Origin of the sequence: Pseudomonas lalkuanensis, from assembly GCF_008807375.1 — a bacterium.
Lineage (GTDB): Bacteria > Pseudomonadota > Gammaproteobacteria > Pseudomonadales > Pseudomonadaceae > Metapseudomonas > Metapseudomonas lalkuanensis.
On record NZ_CP043311.1, the window covers coordinates 3,936,292 to 3,951,754 of the forward strand.

Annotated in this window: 16 protein-coding genes; 10 read left to right on the forward strand and 6 right to left on the reverse strand. The window is 65.7% G+C overall.

Features of this window, described 5'->3' with window-relative positions; all coding sequences use genetic code 11:
* The first annotated feature begins 119 nt into the window (after positions 1-119).
* Both FXN65_RS18385 and FXN65_RS18390 read left to right on the forward strand, forming a co-directional pair.
* On the forward strand, positions 120-737 hold the full coding sequence (locus tag FXN65_RS18385) for a LysE family translocator (RefSeq protein ID WP_151135067.1): 618 nt from the start codon (positions 120-122) through the stop codon (positions 735-737).
* Complete coding sequence (locus FXN65_RS18390) at positions 737-1,951, forward strand: benzoate/H(+) symporter BenE family transporter (RefSeq protein ID WP_151135069.1); 1,215 nt, start codon at positions 737-739, stop codon at positions 1,949-1,951. The genes FXN65_RS18385 and FXN65_RS18390 overlap by 1 nt, the downstream gene beginning before the upstream one ends.
* Positions 1,952-1,989: 38 nt before the next feature.
* On the opposite strand, the gene FXN65_RS18395 is transcribed toward FXN65_RS18390, so the two are convergent.
* Positions 1,990-2,751 (reverse strand): SDR family oxidoreductase, encoded by a 762-nt coding sequence (locus FXN65_RS18395; protein ID WP_151135071.1) that lies wholly within the window; start codon positions 2,749-2,751, stop codon positions 1,990-1,992.
* Between the two features lie 225 nt (positions 2,752-2,976).
* Between FXN65_RS18395 and FXN65_RS18400 the strand changes: the two genes are divergently transcribed.
* Complete coding sequence (locus FXN65_RS18400) at positions 2,977-3,981, forward strand: NADP-dependent oxidoreductase (RefSeq protein WP_151135073.1); 1,005 nt, start codon at positions 2,977-2,979, stop codon at positions 3,979-3,981.
* A 43-nt stretch (positions 3,982-4,024) separates the two neighbouring features.
* On the opposite strand, the gene pyrF is transcribed toward FXN65_RS18400, so the two are convergent.
* From pyrF to FXN65_RS18415, 3 genes are all read right to left on the reverse strand, one after another.
* On the reverse strand, positions 4,025-4,723 hold the full coding sequence (gene pyrF / locus FXN65_RS18405; RefSeq protein WP_151135075.1) for an orotidine-5'-phosphate decarboxylase: 699 nt from the start codon (positions 4,721-4,723) through the stop codon (positions 4,025-4,027).
* Between the two features lie 210 nt (positions 4,724-4,933).
* Positions 4,934-5,677, reverse strand: coding sequence for a ZIP family metal transporter (locus FXN65_RS18410; RefSeq protein WP_151135077.1), 744 nt, complete (start codon positions 5,675-5,677; stop codon positions 4,934-4,936).
* Between the two features lie 45 nt (positions 5,678-5,722).
* Positions 5,723-6,610, reverse strand: a complete 888-nt coding sequence (locus FXN65_RS18415; RefSeq protein ID WP_151135079.1) for a LysR family transcriptional regulator — start codon at positions 6,608-6,610, stop codon at positions 5,723-5,725.
* 85 nt (positions 6,611-6,695) lie between these two features.
* Here FXN65_RS18415 and FXN65_RS18420 point away from each other — a divergent pair, with 85 nt between their 5' ends.
* The 3 genes from FXN65_RS18420 to FXN65_RS18430 all read left to right on the forward strand — a co-directional run bounded on the left by FXN65_RS18420 (position 6,696) and on the right by FXN65_RS18430 (position 8,238).
* On the forward strand, positions 6,696-7,169 hold the full coding sequence (locus FXN65_RS18420) for a multidrug/biocide efflux PACE transporter (RefSeq protein WP_151135081.1): 474 nt from the start codon (positions 6,696-6,698) through the stop codon (positions 7,167-7,169).
* A gap of 87 nt (positions 7,170-7,256) precedes the next feature.
* Entirely contained in the window at positions 7,257-7,424 is a 168-nt protein-coding gene (locus tag FXN65_RS18425) for a DUF2897 family protein (RefSeq protein WP_151135083.1), read from the forward strand.
* Positions 7,425-7,476: 52 nt separating this feature from the next.
* Positions 7,477-8,238 (forward strand): CPBP family intramembrane glutamic endopeptidase, encoded by a 762-nt coding sequence (locus FXN65_RS18430; RefSeq protein WP_151135085.1) that lies wholly within the window; start codon positions 7,477-7,479, stop codon positions 8,236-8,238.
* Here the strand turns inward: FXN65_RS18430 and FXN65_RS18435 are convergent.
* Together FXN65_RS18435 and FXN65_RS18440 are read right to left on the reverse strand one after the other, a co-directional pair.
* On the reverse strand, positions 8,189-9,010 hold the full coding sequence (locus FXN65_RS18435; protein ID WP_151135087.1) for a substrate-binding periplasmic protein: 822 nt from the start codon (positions 9,008-9,010) through the stop codon (positions 8,189-8,191). The genes FXN65_RS18430 and FXN65_RS18435 overlap by 50 nt on opposite strands.
* A 106-nt stretch (positions 9,011-9,116) precedes the next feature.
* The gene (locus FXN65_RS18440) at positions 9,117-9,746 is read right to left on the reverse strand and encodes a TetR/AcrR family transcriptional regulator (protein ID WP_212632317.1); all 630 of its coding nucleotides are present in this window, start codon (positions 9,744-9,746) and stop codon (positions 9,117-9,119) included.
* Positions 9,747-9,939: 193 nt separating this feature from the next.
* Here FXN65_RS18440 and FXN65_RS18445 point away from each other — a divergent pair, with 193 nt between their 5' ends.
* From FXN65_RS18445 to atuD, 4 genes are all read left to right on the forward strand, one after another.
* Entirely contained in the window at positions 9,940-11,727 is a 1,788-nt protein-coding gene (locus tag FXN65_RS18445; RefSeq protein ID WP_151135089.1) for an acyclic terpene utilization AtuA family protein, read from the forward strand.
* 11 nt (positions 11,728-11,738) lie between these two features.
* On the forward strand, positions 11,739-12,614 hold the full coding sequence (locus FXN65_RS18450) for an SDR family oxidoreductase (protein ID WP_151135091.1): 876 nt from the start codon (positions 11,739-11,741) through the stop codon (positions 12,612-12,614).
* Entirely contained in the window at positions 12,614-14,230 is a 1,617-nt protein-coding gene (gene atuC / locus FXN65_RS18455; protein WP_151135093.1) for a geranyl-CoA carboxylase subunit beta, read from the forward strand. The genes FXN65_RS18450 and atuC overlap by 1 nt, the downstream gene beginning before the upstream one ends.
* Before the next feature lie 72 nt (positions 14,231-14,302).
* Complete coding sequence (atuD, locus tag FXN65_RS18460) at positions 14,303-15,463, forward strand: citronellyl-CoA dehydrogenase (protein WP_077526113.1); 1,161 nt, start codon at positions 14,303-14,305, stop codon at positions 15,461-15,463.

Below are 15,463 nucleotides of genomic sequence, written 5' to 3' on the forward strand. Positions count from 1 at the left end.
CAGTAGCCGCAGATCCCCCAGGTGCCAATCGACTGTATCGCTCAACGCGCGTGTCGCTGTATCGGGACGTTACCCGCCACCTGGCTTTAGGCTGCCGACACAACGACAAGGTGACCGCCATGAGCCTGGAACTGATCTTCGCCTTCATCCTCTTCGCCTTCGTCACCTCGGTGACCCCCGGCCCCAACAACATGATGCTGCTCGCCTCGGGCGTGAACTTCGGTGTGCGCCGCAGCGTGCCGCACATGCTCGGCATCAGCCTCGGCTTCATGGTACTGGTGATGGCCGTGGGCCTGGGCCTGTCCCAGGTGTTCCAGCAGGTTCCCGAGCTCTACATCGCGCTGCGTTACATCGGCGCCGCCTACCTGCTCTTCCTCGCCTGGAAGATCGCCGGCTCCGGCGCGCCGGACGCCAGCAACTCGGAGAAACGGCCGAAGCCCTTCACCTTCCTCCAGGCCGCGGCCTTCCAGTGGGTCAATCCCAAGGCCTGGGTCATGGCCATCGGCGCCATCACCACCTACACGCCGCAGGAAAACTTCGTGGTCAACGTGGTGCTGATCGCCGCCCTGTTCGCCCTGGTCAACTGCCCCAGTGTCGGCCTCTGGACGGTGGCCGGCAGCCTGATGCGCCGCTGGCTGTCCGAACCGCGCATACTGCGCCTGTTCAACATCGGCATGGCCCTGCTGCTGGTGGCTTCGCTCTACCCCATCCTGGTCGACGTCAACGGGAAGATCTGATGACCCAAGTGTCCGAATCCCCGGCCAACCCCGCACGGCTGCGGCCCCTGGCCGACTCTTCGCCTTCCGCCGTGGTAGCGGGTTTCATCGCCATGCTCACGGGCTACACCAGTTCCCTGGTGCTGATGTTCCAGGCTGGCCAGGCCGCGGGGCTCAGCAGCGCGCAGATCTCGTCCTGGATCTGGGCGTTGTCCATCGGCATGGCACTGACCACCGTCGGCCTCTCCTTGCGCTACCGCACGCCCATCGTCGTCGCCTGGTCCACACCGGGCGCGGCCCTGCTGATCACCAGCCTGCCGGGCGTAAGCTACGGCGAAGCCATTGGCGCTTTCGTCGTCTGCGCCGCCCTGCTCGCGCTGGTTGGCCTGACAGGCGGCTTCGAGCGCCTGATGCGCCGCCTCCCTGCATCCCTGGCGGCGGCCCTGCTGGCAGGCATCCTGTTCAAGATCGGCAGCGAGATCTTCATCGCCGCCCAGCATCGCACCGCCCTGGTCCTGGCGATGTTCTTCAGCTACCTGCTGTTCAAACGCCTGCAGCCCCGCTACGCCGTGCTGGTGGCGCTCGTGGTGGGCTGTGTGATGGCGGCGGCGCTGGGCCTGCTGGACTTCAGCGGCTTCGAGTTCGCCCTGGCCGACCCCGTGTGGACCACCCCTGAATTCTCCGCCACCGCAGTGATCAGCATCGGCATCCCCCTGTTCGTGGTGGCCATGGCCTCGCAGAACATTCCCGGTATCGCGGTGCTGCGCGCCGACGGCTATCAGGTACCCGCCTCGCCGCTGATTTCCGTGACCGGCATCGCCTCGCTGTTGCTGGCGCCCTTCGGTTCCCACGGTATCAACCTGGCGGCCATCAGTGCGGCCATCTGCACCGGGCCCCACGCCCACGAGGACCGCAACAAGCGCTACACCGCCGCCGTCTGGTGCGGGATCTTCTACGGCATTGCCGGCACCTTCGGCGCGACCCTGGCAGCACTCTTCGCCGCCCTGCCCAAGGAACTGGTGCTGTCCATCGCCGCCCTGGCGTTGTTCGGCTCAATCAGCAACGGCCTGACCGCCGCCATGCAGGAGCCCAAGGAGCGTGAAGCGGCGCTGATCACCTTCATGGTCACCGCTTCTGGCATGACCCTGCTGTCCATCGGCTCGGCCTTCTGGGGCCTGATCGCCGGGGTGCTGACCCTGCTGATCCTCAACGTCGACACTGGCAAGGACAAATGAAAAAGGCGCCGGAAGGCGCCTTTCTCCATTGGTGGGAATCAGATTGCAGTGGCTCCGCCGTCCACCGCCAGCGCATGACCGGTAGTGAAGCCAGCCGCGTCGCAGCAGAGATAGAGCACCGCCGCGGCGATTTCCTCCACCTTGCCGATGCGCCCCACCGGGTGCATGGTGGCGACGAACTCGGCCTTCTTCGGGTCGGCCTCGTAGGCGCGGCGGAACATGTCGGTGTCGATCACCGCCGGGCATACGGCATTCACCCGGACCTTTTTCTTCGCATACTCGACGGCGGCCGACTTGGTCAGTCCGATCACCGCGTGCTTGGACGCGGCATAGATGCTCATCTTCGGCGCGGCACCCAGGCCGGCCACCGAAGCGGTGTTGACGATGGCGCCAGCGCCCTGGGCCAGCATCAGCGGAATCTGGTGCTTCATGCACAGCCACACGCCCTTCACGTTCACGCCCATGATGGCGTCGAACTCCGCCTCGTCGCCATCGGCCAGCTTGCCCTTTTCAATCTCGATGCCGGCATTGTTGAAGGCGTAGTCAAGGCGGCCGTAAGCGGCCAGGGTGCCTTCCATCAGCGCCTTGACCTCGGCGTCACGGGTCACGTCGCAGCGAATGAACACGGCATCGCCACCGGCGGCGCGGATCAGCTCCACGGTGCCTTCGCCCCCGGCAACGTCCACATCGGAGACCACCACCTTGAGGCCCTCGGCAGCGAACGCCTGGGCGGTTGCGCGGCCGATGCCGTTGGCGGCGCCGGTTACCAGGGCGACCTGGCCGGAGAACTTCATGCTCATCTGTGCATCCTCGACGAAAGTGGAAACAGGGACCGAGTCTAATCAGTCGCCTGCGTGCAACGTCAGCATCATCAGGGCTCTGGTGAGCACGCCATCCAGAATGCTGATGAAGCATGCGGCATCAAATCATTGCCATCCATGACGGGACATTCCGCCCGATCACCGAACTTGCCCCTCACCGGCTGGCCGACTATCACCAGAACTTTCCCTTCCGGAGTTCCTGCCATGTCCACGCTCAATCGCCAGTTCCTCCTTGCCCAACGCCCGGTCGGCCCGGCTACGCGGGAGACCTTCTCCTACGTGGAAACCCCGGTCGGCGAGCCCGCCTCCGGCCAGGTGCTGGTGGAGAACCTCTACCTGTCCCTGGACCCGGCCATGCGTGGCTGGATGAACGAGGCTCGCTCCTACATCCCCCCGGTCGCCATCGGGGAAGTGATGCGCGCGCTGGGCATCGGCAAAGTGGTGGCCTCGGGGCATCCCGACTACAAGGTGGGCGATCACGTCTGTGGAGTGGTGGGTGTGCAGGACTACTTCCTGGGCGAGCCGCGCGACTTCCAGAAAGTGGACCCGAACCAGGCTCCCCTGCCCCTCTACCTTTCCGCCCTGGGCATGACCGGCATGACCGCCTACTTCGCCCTGCTCGACGTGGGCCAGCCAAAGGCCGGGGAAACCGTGGTCATCTCGGGGGCCGCCGGCGCGGTGGGCAGCGTTGCCGGGCAGATCGCGCGGATCAAGGGTTGCCGCGTAGTGGGCATCGCCGGCGGCGCCGACAAGTGCCGCTACCTGGTGGAGGAACTGGGCTTCGATGGTGCCATCGACTACAAGGCCGAGAACCTCCACGCCGCTCTCAAGCGCGAATGCCCCAAGGGCGTGGACGTCTACTTCGACAACGTCGGCGGCGACATCCTCGATGCCGTGCTCACCCGCATCAACCGCAAGGCGCGGATCGTCATCTGCGGCGCCATCAGCCAATACAACAACAAGGAAGCGGTAAAGGGCCCGGCCAACTACCTGGCGCTGCTGGTCAACCGCGCACGCATGGAAGGCATGGTGGTGTTCGATTACGCGCCGCGCTTCGGCGAGGCGGTGAAGGACATTGCCGGCTGGCTGGCGAGCGGCGAGCTGAAGAGCAAGGAAGACGTGGTGAGCGGGCTGGAGACCTTCCCGGAAACCCTGGGCAGGCTGTTCAGCGGGGAAAACTTCGGGAAGCTGGTACTGAAGATACGCTGATCGGCGCGAAAGGCGCGCAGCCCGAGGCAGCGCGCCATTGGCGTCAGGCCAGCTCAGCCACGACTGCGGCCAGGGCCTTGGCCGGGTCAGCGGCCTGGCTGATCGGACGGCCGATCACCAGGTAGTCGGAACCGGCGTCCAGGGCCTGGCGCGGGGTGAGGATGCGGCGCTGGTCGTCCTGGGCGCTACCGGCCGGGCGAATACCCGGCGTCACCAGTTGCAGGCGCGGATAGGCGGACTTGAGGTCAGTGGCTTCCTGGGCCGAACACACCAGGCCATCCATGCCGGCCTTGTCGGCCAGGCCCGCCAGACGCAGCACCTGCTCCTTGGGCTCGACATCCAGGCCGATACCGGCCAGGTCTTCGCGCTCCATGCTGGTCAGCACGGTCACGCCGATCAGCAGCGGCTTGGGACCGTTGAACTTGTCCAGGGTTTCGCGGCAGGCCGCCATCATGCGCAGACCGCCGGAACAGTGCACGTTGACCATCCACACCCCCATCTCGGCAGCGGCCTTCACCGCCATCGCCGTGGTGTTGGGGATGTCATGGAATTTCAGGTCGAGGAAAACCTCGAAGCCCCGGTCACGCAGGGTCGAGACGATTTCGGCGGCGCAGCTGGTGAACAGCTCCTTGCCCACCTTGACCCGGCACAACCTGGGATCCAACTGGTCAGCCAGGCGCAGGGCAGCTTCGCGGGTGGGAAAGTCGAGGGCGACAATGATCGGCGTCTGACAGGCGGACATGGGGGAAATCTCATACGAATCGGAAACGGCGCGCATTGTAGCGGAAGCCGGCGCGCGCCGCTGCCATGTGGAGCCTGTTTACGCGCTCGCGAGCTATGGCAAGTCAAGGCGAAAACGGCTGAGAGAGCGGAGTCTACGAGCGGTAAATGAGCATTTCGAAGCCGTTTTCAACGCAGTATTTCAGACGCGCAGCAGCGCGCAGGCAGGCTCTCACACGATGTGGTCGAGGGCAAAGGCGGTCATGAACCCCGCCAGGGTGATCAGCCCGGTCCAGGCGTGAGTACTCTCGAACGCCTCAGGGATCAGGGTATCCACCAGCATGCAGAGCACCGCCCCCGCCGAGAAGCCCAACGCGAAGGCCAGCCAGCGGGGCGGAAGATCGGCGAACAGCCCAGGACCGGCCATGGCCGCCAGTCCGGACAACAACGCGATCCCGCCCCAAAGCGCGAACACTACCCGGCCGCTGCGCCTTTCCTCGCGCAGCCCGGCGGCACTGGCCAGGCCTTCGGGCAGGTTGGCCAGGAAGATCGCCACCAGCATGAGCAGGCTGACCTCGCCACCGGCGAGCAGACCCAGCCCCAGGCCGAGGGATTCGGGAATGCCGTCGAGAAAGGCGCCGACGGCGATCAGCACGGCGACCATGCCGCTGCCGCCGTTGCTGCTCCTGCCGCGATGGTGGCGTTCCAGGCGATCGATGTACTGGCTGGCGAGGACGAACACGGCGCCGCCGGCCAGCAGCCCCGCCATGGTTGGCCAAAGGCCGCCGATGCGTTCGGCTTCGGGAATCTGGCCGAAGCAGAGGGCGGCGACCAGCACGCCGCTGCCGTAGGCCATGATCGAAGCCACCACCTTCTGCGGCAGCTTCGCCAGGAAGCCGATGGCGGCGCCGATCAGCAGGCCGCTGGCGGCCAGCCAACCCCAGAGGCCGGCTTGAATGGTGACGGGAATCTGCATGTCCTTCCTCTTTGAATAGCCGGGGCCAAGGCTACCAGAACGGGCTCAACGCGCCGCCGGACGGTCCAGCAGGCGCTCCAGCAACCAGCTCGCCGCCGGCCCCAGCGGACGCTGGCGGGACCAGACTACATCCACCGCCTGGCTGCGCGGCCAGCCCGGCACCTGCAGTTCCTTCAGCCGTCCGTTGGCGTAGCCGCTGACCAGCCAGCGCGGCAGCTCGGCCCAACCGAAACCGTTGCTGGCCATTTCCAGCAGCAACAGGTAGCTCGGCGCCGACCAGCAACGGCCGCCGCTGAACGGCAGCCCGTCAGCCGGGGCCATGGCATCGCCCACGGTATTCAGGCGCAGCAGCCGCCAGCCGGCGAGGTCGCTCTCCCGTACATTGGCCAGTTGCGCGAGCGGGTGCTCCCGGGCCACGAACAGGCCGAAGTCCGCCCGCTCGGCCACGGTCGCCGCCCCCACCTCCGGCGGATAGCTGCCCTGTGCCGCCAGCAGGCCCAGGGTGGCGCGCCCTTGAACCACCAGTTCGATCACGTCGTGATGCTCGGCGATCAGGCATTCGAATTCGAGGTCGGGGTAGCGCTGATCCAGCTCCGTCAGGCGCTCTTCGTACTGCGCCGACTGGTAGGCGTCCGACAGCGCCAGGCTGACCCGTGGCTCCAGCCCACCGGCCAGTTGTGCCGCAGCGTGCTGCAGGCGGTCGGATGCGGCGAGGATCTCATCGACCCGCCCCAGCAGGGCGCGGCCAGCGTCGGTCAGCTGCGGCTGGCGGCCGCTGCGGTCGAAGAGTTCCAGCCCAAGGTCGATCTCCAGCCGGGCGATGGCTTCGCTGACGGTGGACTGGCTCTTGCCCAGCTTGCGCGCGGCGGCACTGAAGGAGCCAAGGGCGACTGCCTGGGCGAAGGCCTCAAGGGATTCAGGGGAGTAGCTCATATCGGTTTTCCCGATGAAATCTAACTTAACTCTATCCCATCGACCGATGAGAATACAGTTCTTCACTCGGAGCCAGGAGAGCACCATGACCCGGACCACCACCGCCGCCCTGAACAAGTCCATCAAGGAGCGGGTTTTCCATGCCCTGGCCTTCGAAGGCCTGGCCGTGCTGTTGACCGCGCCCGTGCTGTCGCTGGTACTGGGCAAGTCGCTGGCGCACATGGGAGCGCTCACCCTGATGTTCTCCACCGTGGCGATGCTCTGGAACATGGCATTCAACAGCCTGTTCGACCGCGCCCAGCAGCGCTTCGGCTTCCAGCGCACCCTGTCGGTGCGCATCACCCACGCCGTGCTGTTCGAACTGGGCCTGATCGTGGTGCTGGTTCCGCTGGCGGCCTGGTGGCTGTCGATCGGGCTGGTGGAAGCCTTCCTGCTGGATATCGGGCTGCTGCTGTTCTTCCTACCCTATACCCTGGCGTTCAACTGGACCTACGACACCCTGCGTGCCCGCCTGGTGGAAAGCCGGGCCGAGGGCACTGCCGATTGCGGCGCCCGTTGAGCCGCACGGGAATTCCCAGGCTCCCGGGAACGTGGAAAGGCGCGCACAATCGAATAGAGTAGTGACCCCTTTTCGCAGGAGAACATCATGCCCTGGTATGCCTGGCTGATACTGGTCCTGGCCATCGGCTCCATAGTCGGTAGCCTGATGCTGTTGCGCGATACGGCGAAGAAACTGCCGCTGACCGAGGAGCAGCTCAAACGCATCCGCGAGCGCAATGCCGAAATGGATGCCAAGGAAGCCAAGGACCGCTGACCCCGTGCCCTCCCCCGAACTGCAGGGCGCGGCAGCGTCGCCGAGAAGCGTCATGCCGCTCCATCTGCAACTGCTGTTCCCGCTGATCGTCCTCGCCCTTGGCCAGGGACTGGGTGGCGTACAGGTGATCGCCCTGCTGGCGGGCGTCAGCTATGTCGGCTGGGTTTTCGCCGATCGGCAGTTGCCGGCGCGGCTCTGGCTGCCGGTCACCCTGCTCTCCTCCGTCGCCCTCGCCGCCCACCTGGTGCCGGGCTTCAGCCCATTGCCCCTTGGCGAACCGCAACGCCTGAGCCCCGACGCGCCGCCCTACGCGCTGCGCATCTCCTGGGACAAGCTGCTGGTAGGCATGACCCTGCTCGCCTGGTGGCTGGGCCGCCCGACACAGCGAACGCTGAAGCGCGCACCGCTCTATGCCTGGCTCGCCACCATCGCCACCTTGCTGCTGGTGCCGCTGCTGGCCCTGGGCATCGGCCTGGTGGGCTGGCAGCCGAAATGGCCGGAGATGATCTGGGCATGGCTGGCGGTGAACCTGCTGGTCACCGTGCTGGCGGAAGAACTGGTGTTCCGTGGGTTACTGCAGCCGGTGCTGGTATCCCGGCTCGGCGCACGCAATGGCGTGTTGCTCACGGCGGTGATCTTCGGGGCGGTCCACCTGCCGTTCAGCCCGTTGTTCGCGTTGGTCGCGGGGCTGGCCGGCCTGGGCTACGGGCTGGCCTTCCACTTCAGCGGCCGATTGTCAGTGGCGGTGGCCCTGCACCTGGCTGTCAATTCCTGCCATCTGGTGCTGCTGAGCTACCCGCTGCGGCTGGCCTGACCGCCACGCCATAACGCCCGAATATCTGCTGCAACTGGCCTCCGGCGCGCAGCCGCTCCAGCAGTGCGGAAAACTGTTCGGCGCTGATGGGCGCTCCCGGCCTCAGCAAGGCGTAGTGCCGATAATGCTGATCGATGCGGTCACTGGCGAGGAAACTGCCCGCCTGCTCCGGATTCCGCTCCAGGTAGGCGTTGAAATAGGAACGGGTCACCAGGGCGATATCCGCGCGCTCGCGCAGCAACATCTGCAGGTTGCTGTCGTGGGAATAAGTGAGCTTCGCATCGAACTCGCGCTGGAGGAATTCGGGGTCGGGATTGAAGCCGGCGAAGCCGTAGTGATAGCCGTTGTAGAGCGCCAAACGCTTGCCGGCCAGCTTGCCGAAATAATGCTGGCTACGCCCGGGCTGGGCCTTGGCGACGAAGATTTCCGCATCTGCCAGCCCCATGTCGATGCGCGCACCGGGGATGCCTTGCCAACCCCAGTCCGGATTCTCGAACACGGCCAGATCTATCCGCCCTTCCTGGAAATCCCGGAAGCGCCGGGGAATGGCGGTGGGGCGCACGACGAAGCGGTAGTCCGCCTGCAACGCATTGAGCGCTGCGAGCATGTCCAGGAGCAAGCCACTGGCCTCGGCCGATTCCGGCTTGACCACATAAGGCGGGAAATGCGCACCGGCGACCTGGACGGTCTGCGACGCCGCCACAGGCGCGGAACCCAGCAGAATCAAGGAGAACCAAAACGCCTTCAGGGAATACCCCCTGCCTACTTCCATTGCTACCGCTGCTCCCTGCAGATACGGCCCTGCGCCGCAGCCTACGTTATGAATGCTTCAATTTCTCAGACGTCCCCGGCGGGCCGTGACGAAGTTCACACTTGCCTCAGGCGTCCTTGATGACCAGTGACAGCGCCTGCTCGGCCAATTGGTCGAGGCTCATCGGCCCTTCCGGGCGGAACCAGGTCGTGGTCCAGCTCAGCGCGCCAGTGAGGAAACGCCGCAGGATGAACGGATCGGCGGTGAAGTAGCCCTCGGCCCGCGCCTCACCCAGCACATCCAGCCAGAGCTGCTCATAGGCTTCGCGTAGCTGGAGGATATGGTGCTGGCCTTCCTCGGACAGCGAGCGCCATTCGTAGACCAGCACCGCCATGGCTTCCCCGGTCCCGCCCATAATGGATTGCAGCTCGCAGCGGATCAGGGCCAGCACCCGCTCACGCAGGTCACCGGCGTCCGCCAGGGAGGCACGCATCAGCGCGGTGTTGTAGAGGACGGTTTCCTCCATCACCGAGCGGAGGATCTCATCCTTGCTCTTGAAGTGATGGAAGATGCTGCCGGACTGGATACCGACTGCGCTGGCGAGATCGCGCACCGTGGTGCGCTCGTAGCCCTTGCTGCGGAACAGGTGGGCGGCGGTCTGCAGCAGCTTGCCGCGGGCACTTTCAGGGTCGGTGACCTGGCCGCCGGCAACCAGTTCCTGCATCACCGCTTGGGCTTTTTCGTCGTCAAGGCTCATTGGAATCCCCGCTGCAGTCAGCCACTCCAACTTAAGAATGGTCCGCAAGTCTCTGTCTTGATTAACGAAATTTATGCTGGGTGATCCGCCCAAGCAAGCGCTCGGGTGAAAAAGAACTGAACCGCCACTTTTCAACCAAGCGCTTGCTTGGTAGTGTTCCATCCATCACCCAACAGTGCTGCGGAATACTCCAATGACAAGAACCGTACGCATCGGCTGCGCCTCCGCCTTCTGGGGCGACACCTCCACCGCCGCCGCCCAGCTGGTGCATGGCGCCACGCTGGATTACCTGGTCTTCGATTACCTGGCCGAGATCACCCTGTCGATCATGGCCGGCGCCCGCCTGAAGGACCCGAATGCCGGCTTCGCCACCGATTTCGTCGAAGTCCTGGCGCCCCTGCTGCCGACCATTGCCCGAAAGAAGATCCGCGTAATCAGCAATGCCGGCGGGGTCAATCCGGCTGCCTGCGCCAGCGCCCTGGCCGCAGCCTGCGAGAAGGCCGGCGTGTCGCTGAAAATCGCCGTGCTGCACGGCGACAACCTGCAACCCCGCGTGGGCGACCTGGCCAAGGCCGGCATCCGCGAAATGTACAGCGACGCCCCGCTGCCGCCCATGTGCGTCTCGATCAATGCCTACCTGGGCGCGCCAGGCATAGTGGCCGCGCTGGAACAGGGCGCGGACATCGTCATCACCGGCCGGGTAGTGGACAGCGCAGTGGTCAGCGCCGCCCTGGTCCACGAGTTCGGTTGGTCCTGGAACGACTACGACAAGCTGGCGCAGGCCGCCCTTGCCGGCCACCTGATCGAATGTGGCGCCCAGTGCACCGGAGGCAATTTCACCGACTGGGAATCGGTGCCCGATTACGAACACATCGGCTTCCCCATCATTGAGGTGGAGGCCGACAGCAGTTTCTGCGTGACCAAGCCGGATGGTTCCGGCGGCCTGGTTACGCCTTTCTCCGTCGGTGAGCAGATGCTCTACGAGATCGGCGACCCGCGCGCCTACCTGCTCCCCGACGTGGTCTGCGACTTCACCCGGGTCAGCCTGGAACAGGCCGGGACCAACCGGGTGCGCGTGCTCGGCGCCCGTGGCCTGCCGCCGACGCCGCAATACAAGGTCAGCGCCACCTACCCCGATGGTTTCCGTTGCACCGCAAGCTGCCTGCTGGCCGGCATCGACGCCGTGAAAAAGGCCGAGCGGGTCAGCCGCGCCATCATCGCCAGGACTGAAGAACTCTTCGCCGAACACGGCTGGGGCCGCTATCGCGAGGTGAACATCGAACTGCTGGGTAGCGAGGCGACCTACGGCCCCCACGGCCAGCGCCAGGACAGCCGCGAGGTGGTCATCAAGATCGCCGTCAGCCACAGCCGCAAGGACGCCCTGGTGCTGTTCTCCCGCGAAATCGCACAGGCAGCCACCGGCATGGCGCCAGGCCTGACCGGCATCGTCGGCGGCCGCCCCACGGTCTACCCGGTGATCCGGCTGTTTTCCTTCCTGGTGGACAAATCCGCCTGCCACCTCGAAGTGGAAATGGATGGCCAGCGCAACCCCTGCGACCTGCCGCAACTGCACGGCTTCGATGTCGCCGCCCTGGCCGACGACCTGGCGCCGCCAGCCGCCGAGGGCCAGGCCAGCGCCAGCGTCCCCCTGGTGAAACTGGCGGTGGCGCGCTCCGGCGACAAAGGCAACCACAGCAACATCGGCGTCATGGCGCGCAAACCCGAGTACCTGCCCTGGATCGCCGAAGCCCTGACCCCGGAAGCCGTGGTCGACTGGATGGACCACGTACTCGACCCGCAGATCGGCCGCGTGGCGCGCTGGTACCTGCCGGGCAGCCACAGCCTGAACTTCCTGCTGGAGAACGCCCTGGGCGGCGGTGGCGTCGCCAGCCTGCGCATCGACCCGCAAGGCAAGGCCTTCGCCCAGCAGCTCCTGGAATTCCCGGTGCCGGTGCCCCAGGCCCTGGCCGACAGCCTCTGAGGACGCAACCCATGGCATACGATTCGGTATTCAAGCCCGACCTGTTCAGCGGCCAGACCATCATGGTCACCGGCGGCGGCAGCGGCATCGGCCGTTGCACCGCCCATGAGCTGGCGGCCCTGGGCGCCCATGTGGTGCTGGTTGGCCGCAAGGCGGAAAAACTGGAGAAGACCGCCGGCGAAATCAGCGAGGACGGCGGCAGCGCCAGCTGGCAGGCCTGCGACATCCGCGACGAAGAGGCGGTGAAAGCCATGGTCGCCACGGTGCTGGCCGAACGCGGGCCGATCCACCACCTGGTCAACAACGCCGGCGGCCAGTACCCCGCGCCGCTGGCCTCGATCAGCCAGAAAGGCTTCGAAACCGTGGTCCGCACCAACCTGGTGGGCGGCTTCCTGGTGGCCCGCGAGGTGTTCAACCAGTCGATGAGCAAGACGGGCGGCAGCATCGTCAACATGCTCGCCGACATGTGGGGCGGCATGCCCGGCATGGGCCACTCCGGCGCCGCACGCGCCGGCATGGAGAACTTCACCAAGACCGCCGCCATCGAGTGGGGTTACGCCGGGGTGCGGGTCAACGCCGTGGCGCCGGGCTGGATCGCCTCCAGCGGCATGGACACCTACGAAGGCGCCTTCAAGGCCATCATCCCCACCCTGCGCGAGCACGTGCCGCTCAAGCGCATCGGCAGCGAATCCGAAGTGGCCGCCGCCATCGTCTTCCTGCTCTCCCCCGGCGCCGCCTTCATCAGCGGCAACACCATCCGCATCGACGGCGCCGCCAGCCAGGGCAGCCGCGCCTTCCCCCTGGCCAAGGCCAAGCCCGGCCAGAGCAAGGCCTACAACGGGTTTCACCGGGCCTTCCTGCCCGACGTGCTGAAGGATCAAGAGTGATGACCGTGATCCAATCCCAACTCGATGCCCAGGGCGACGACTTCGCGAAGAACCGCGAAGCCATGCTCAGCGCCATCGCGAGTTTCCGCGAGGTGGAGCAGAAGGTGCTGGACAAGGCCGCCGAAGCCCGGCCGAAGTTCGAAAAGCGCGGCCAGCTGCTGCCCCGCGAGCGTCTGAACCTGCTGCTGGACCCGGGCAGCCCCTTCCTCGAACTCTGCTCCCTGGCCGGCTACAAGCTGCACGACGACAAGGACGGCACCCAGGCAGGCGGCGGCATCATCGCCGGCATCGGCTACATCTCAGGCATTCGTTGCCTGATCAGCGCCAGCAACAGTGCGATCAAGGGCGGCACCATTTCCCCCACCGGGCTGAAGAAGACCCTGCGCCTGCAGCAGATCGCCATGGAGAACAAGCTACCGCTGGTGGCCCTCACCGAAAGCGGTGGCGCCAACCTCAACTACGCGGCGGAAATCTTCGTCGAGGGCGCGCGCGGCTTCGCCAACCAGGCACGGATTTCCGCCATGGGCATCCCCCAGGTCACTGTGGTGCATGGTTCGAGCACCGCCGGCGGCGCCTACCAGCCCGGGCTGTCGGACTACGTGATCGTGGTGCGCGGCAAGGCCAGGATGTTCCTCGCGGGCCCACCCCTGCTGAAGGCCGCTACCGGTGAAGTGGCCACCGATGAAGAACTGGGCGGCGCCGAAATGCATGCCCAGGTGGCCGGCACCGCCGAGTATCTGGCGGAGAACGATGCCGACGGCCTGCGCCTGGCCCGCGAGATCCTCGCGATGCTGCCCTGGAACGCCCAGCTGCCGCCCCAACGCAAGGGCGGATGGCGCGAGCCTCTGTACAGCTCCGAAGAGTTGCTCGGAGTGGTGCCGGCCGATCCGAAGAAGCCCTACGACGTACGCGAAATCATCGCCCGCATCGCCGACGGTTCGGAGTTCCTCGACTTCAAGAACGAGTTCGACAGCCAGACCGTCTGCGGTCACCTGCGCATAGAAGGGCGCCCCTGCGGCCTGATCGGCAACAACGGCCCCATCACGCCCCAGGGCGCGGCCAAGGCGGCGCAATTCATCCAGCTCTGCGAACAGGCCAATGTGCCGCTGCTGTTCCTGCACAACACCACCGGCTTCATGGTCGGCACCGAATCCGAGCAACTGGGCGTGATCAAGCATGGCTCGAAGATGATCCAGGCCGTGGCCAACGCCCGCGTGCCCAAGCTCACCCTGGTGGTGGGCGGTTCCTACGGCGCCGGCAACTACGCCATGTGCGGACGTGGCCTGGACCCGCGTTTCATCTTCGCCTGGCCCAACAGCCGCACTGCGGTCATGGGTGGCGCCCAGGCCGGCAAGGTGCTGCGCATCGTCACCGAGGAAAAGCACGCCAAGGAGGGCAAGGAGCCCGATCCGAAGATGCTCGACATGCTCGAACAGATGACCGCGCAGAAACTCGAGAGCCAGTCCACCGCCCTTTACGGTACCGCCAACCTCTGGGATGACGGCCTGATCGACCCCCGTGACAGCCGCCCGCTGCTGGGCTATCTGCTGGATATCTGCGCGGAGGCGGACGTGCGCCCGCTCAAGGGCAACAGCTTCGGCGTGGCCCGGTTCTGACCCTAGGGTGCGCCTCGCGCACCACACCAGATCACGGTGCGCAGGGCGCACCCTACAAGGAGAACAAGAAAGATGATCTTCACCCAGGAACACGAAGAACTTCGCCGCACGGTGCGCAATTTCGTCGACAGAGAGATCAACCCCCATGTCGACCAGTGGGAAAAGGAAGGCCGCTTCCCGATCCACGACATTTTCAAGAAGGCCGGCGAGCTGGGTCTGCTGGGCATCTCCAAACCGGAGAAGTTCGGCGGCATGGGCCTGGACTACAGCTACTCGATCGTCGCGGCCGAAGAGTTCGGCACCATCCACTGCGGGGGCATTCCCATGTCCATCGGTGTGCAGACCGACATGTGCACCCCGGCCCTGGCGCGCTTCGGTTCCGACGAGCTGCGTGAGGAGTTCCTGCGCCCGGCCATCGCCGGCGAAATGGTCGGCTGCATCGGCGTTTCCGAAGTGGGCGCCGGCTCGGACGTGGCCGGGATGAAGACCACCGCCCGCAAGGACGGCAGCGACTACGTGATCAACGGCAGCAAGATGTGGATCACCAACTCCCCCAGCGCCGACTTCATCTGCCTGCTGGCCAACACCTCGGACGACAAGCCACACGTCAACAAATCTCTGATCATGGTGCCCATGAACACCCCCGGCATCACCCTCAGCGCCCACCTCGACAAGCTCGGCATGCGCAGCTCGGAAACCGCCCAGGTGTTCTTCGACAACGTCCGCGTGCCGCAGCGCTACCGCATCGGGCACGAGGGCGCGGGCTTCATGATGCAGATGCTGCAGTTCCAGGAAGAACGCATGTTCGGTGCCGCCAACATGATCAAGGGCCTGGAGCACTGCGTGGACGTCACCATCGACTACTGCAAGGAGCGCAAGACCTTCGGCAATCCGCTGATCGACAACCAGGTGATCCACTTCCGCCTGGCCGAGCTGATGACCGAGATCGAAGCCTTGCGCGCGCTGGTCTACCAGGCGGTGGAGCTGTACGTCACGGGCAAGGACGTCACCCGCCTCGCCTCCATGGCCAAGCTCAAGGCCGGCCGCCTCGGCCGTGAAGTCACCGACGCCTGCCTGCAGTACTGGGGCGGCATGGGCTTCATGTGGGACAACCACGTTTCGCGCGCCTATCGCGATACCCGCCTGGTGTCCATCGGCGGCGGCGCCGACGAAATCATGCTGGGCATCATCTGCAAGCTGATGGGCATCCTGCCGGGCAAGAAGAAGGGCTGA

Bases quoted from the DNA above. Each gene is read 5' to 3' on its own strand.
- FXN65_RS18420 (WP_151135081.1), top strand. From the start codon at position 6,696: ATGACCCGGACCACCACCGCCGCCCTGAACAAGTCCATCAAGGAGCGG.
- FXN65_RS18410 (WP_151135077.1), bottom strand. From the start codon at position 5,677: ATGCAGATTCCCGTCACCATTCAAGCCGGCCTCTGGGGTTGGCTGGCC.
- FXN65_RS18430 (WP_151135085.1), top strand. From the start codon at position 7,477: ATGCCGCTCCATCTGCAACTGCTGTTCCCGCTGATCGTCCTCGCCCTT.
- FXN65_RS18440 (WP_212632317.1), bottom strand. From the start codon at position 9,746: ATGAGCCTTGACGACGAAAAAGCCCAAGCGGTGATGCAGGAACTGGTT.
- FXN65_RS18390 (WP_151135069.1), top strand. From the start codon at position 737: ATGACCCAAGTGTCCGAATCCCCGGCCAACCCCGCACGGCTGCGGCCC.
- FXN65_RS18450 (WP_151135091.1), top strand. From the start codon at position 11,739: ATGGCATACGATTCGGTATTCAAGCCCGACCTGTTCAGCGGCCAGACC.
- FXN65_RS18385 (WP_151135067.1), top strand. From the start codon at position 120: ATGAGCCTGGAACTGATCTTCGCCTTCATCCTCTTCGCCTTCGTCACC.
- FXN65_RS18395 (WP_151135071.1), bottom strand. From the start codon at position 2,751: ATGAGCATGAAGTTCTCCGGCCAGGTCGCCCTGGTAACCGGCGCCGCC.
- FXN65_RS18415 (WP_151135079.1), bottom strand. From the start codon at position 6,610: ATGAGCTACTCCCCTGAATCCCTTGAGGCCTTCGCCCAGGCAGTCGCC.
- FXN65_RS18425 (WP_151135083.1), top strand. From the start codon at position 7,257: ATGCCCTGGTATGCCTGGCTGATACTGGTCCTGGCCATCGGCTCCATA.
- FXN65_RS18400 (WP_151135073.1), top strand. From the start codon at position 2,977: ATGTCCACGCTCAATCGCCAGTTCCTCCTTGCCCAACGCCCGGTCGGC.
- FXN65_RS18435 (WP_151135087.1), bottom strand. From the start codon at position 9,010: ATGGAAGTAGGCAGGGGGTATTCCCTGAAGGCGTTTTGGTTCTCCTTG.
- atuC (WP_151135093.1), top strand. From the start codon at position 12,614: ATGACCGTGATCCAATCCCAACTCGATGCCCAGGGCGACGACTTCGCG.
- pyrF (WP_151135075.1), bottom strand. From the start codon at position 4,723: ATGTCCGCCTGTCAGACGCCGATCATTGTCGCCCTCGACTTTCCCACC.
- FXN65_RS18445 (WP_151135089.1), top strand. From the start codon at position 9,940: ATGACAAGAACCGTACGCATCGGCTGCGCCTCCGCCTTCTGGGGCGAC.
- atuD (WP_077526113.1), top strand. From the start codon at position 14,303: ATGATCTTCACCCAGGAACACGAAGAACTTCGCCGCACGGTGCGCAAT.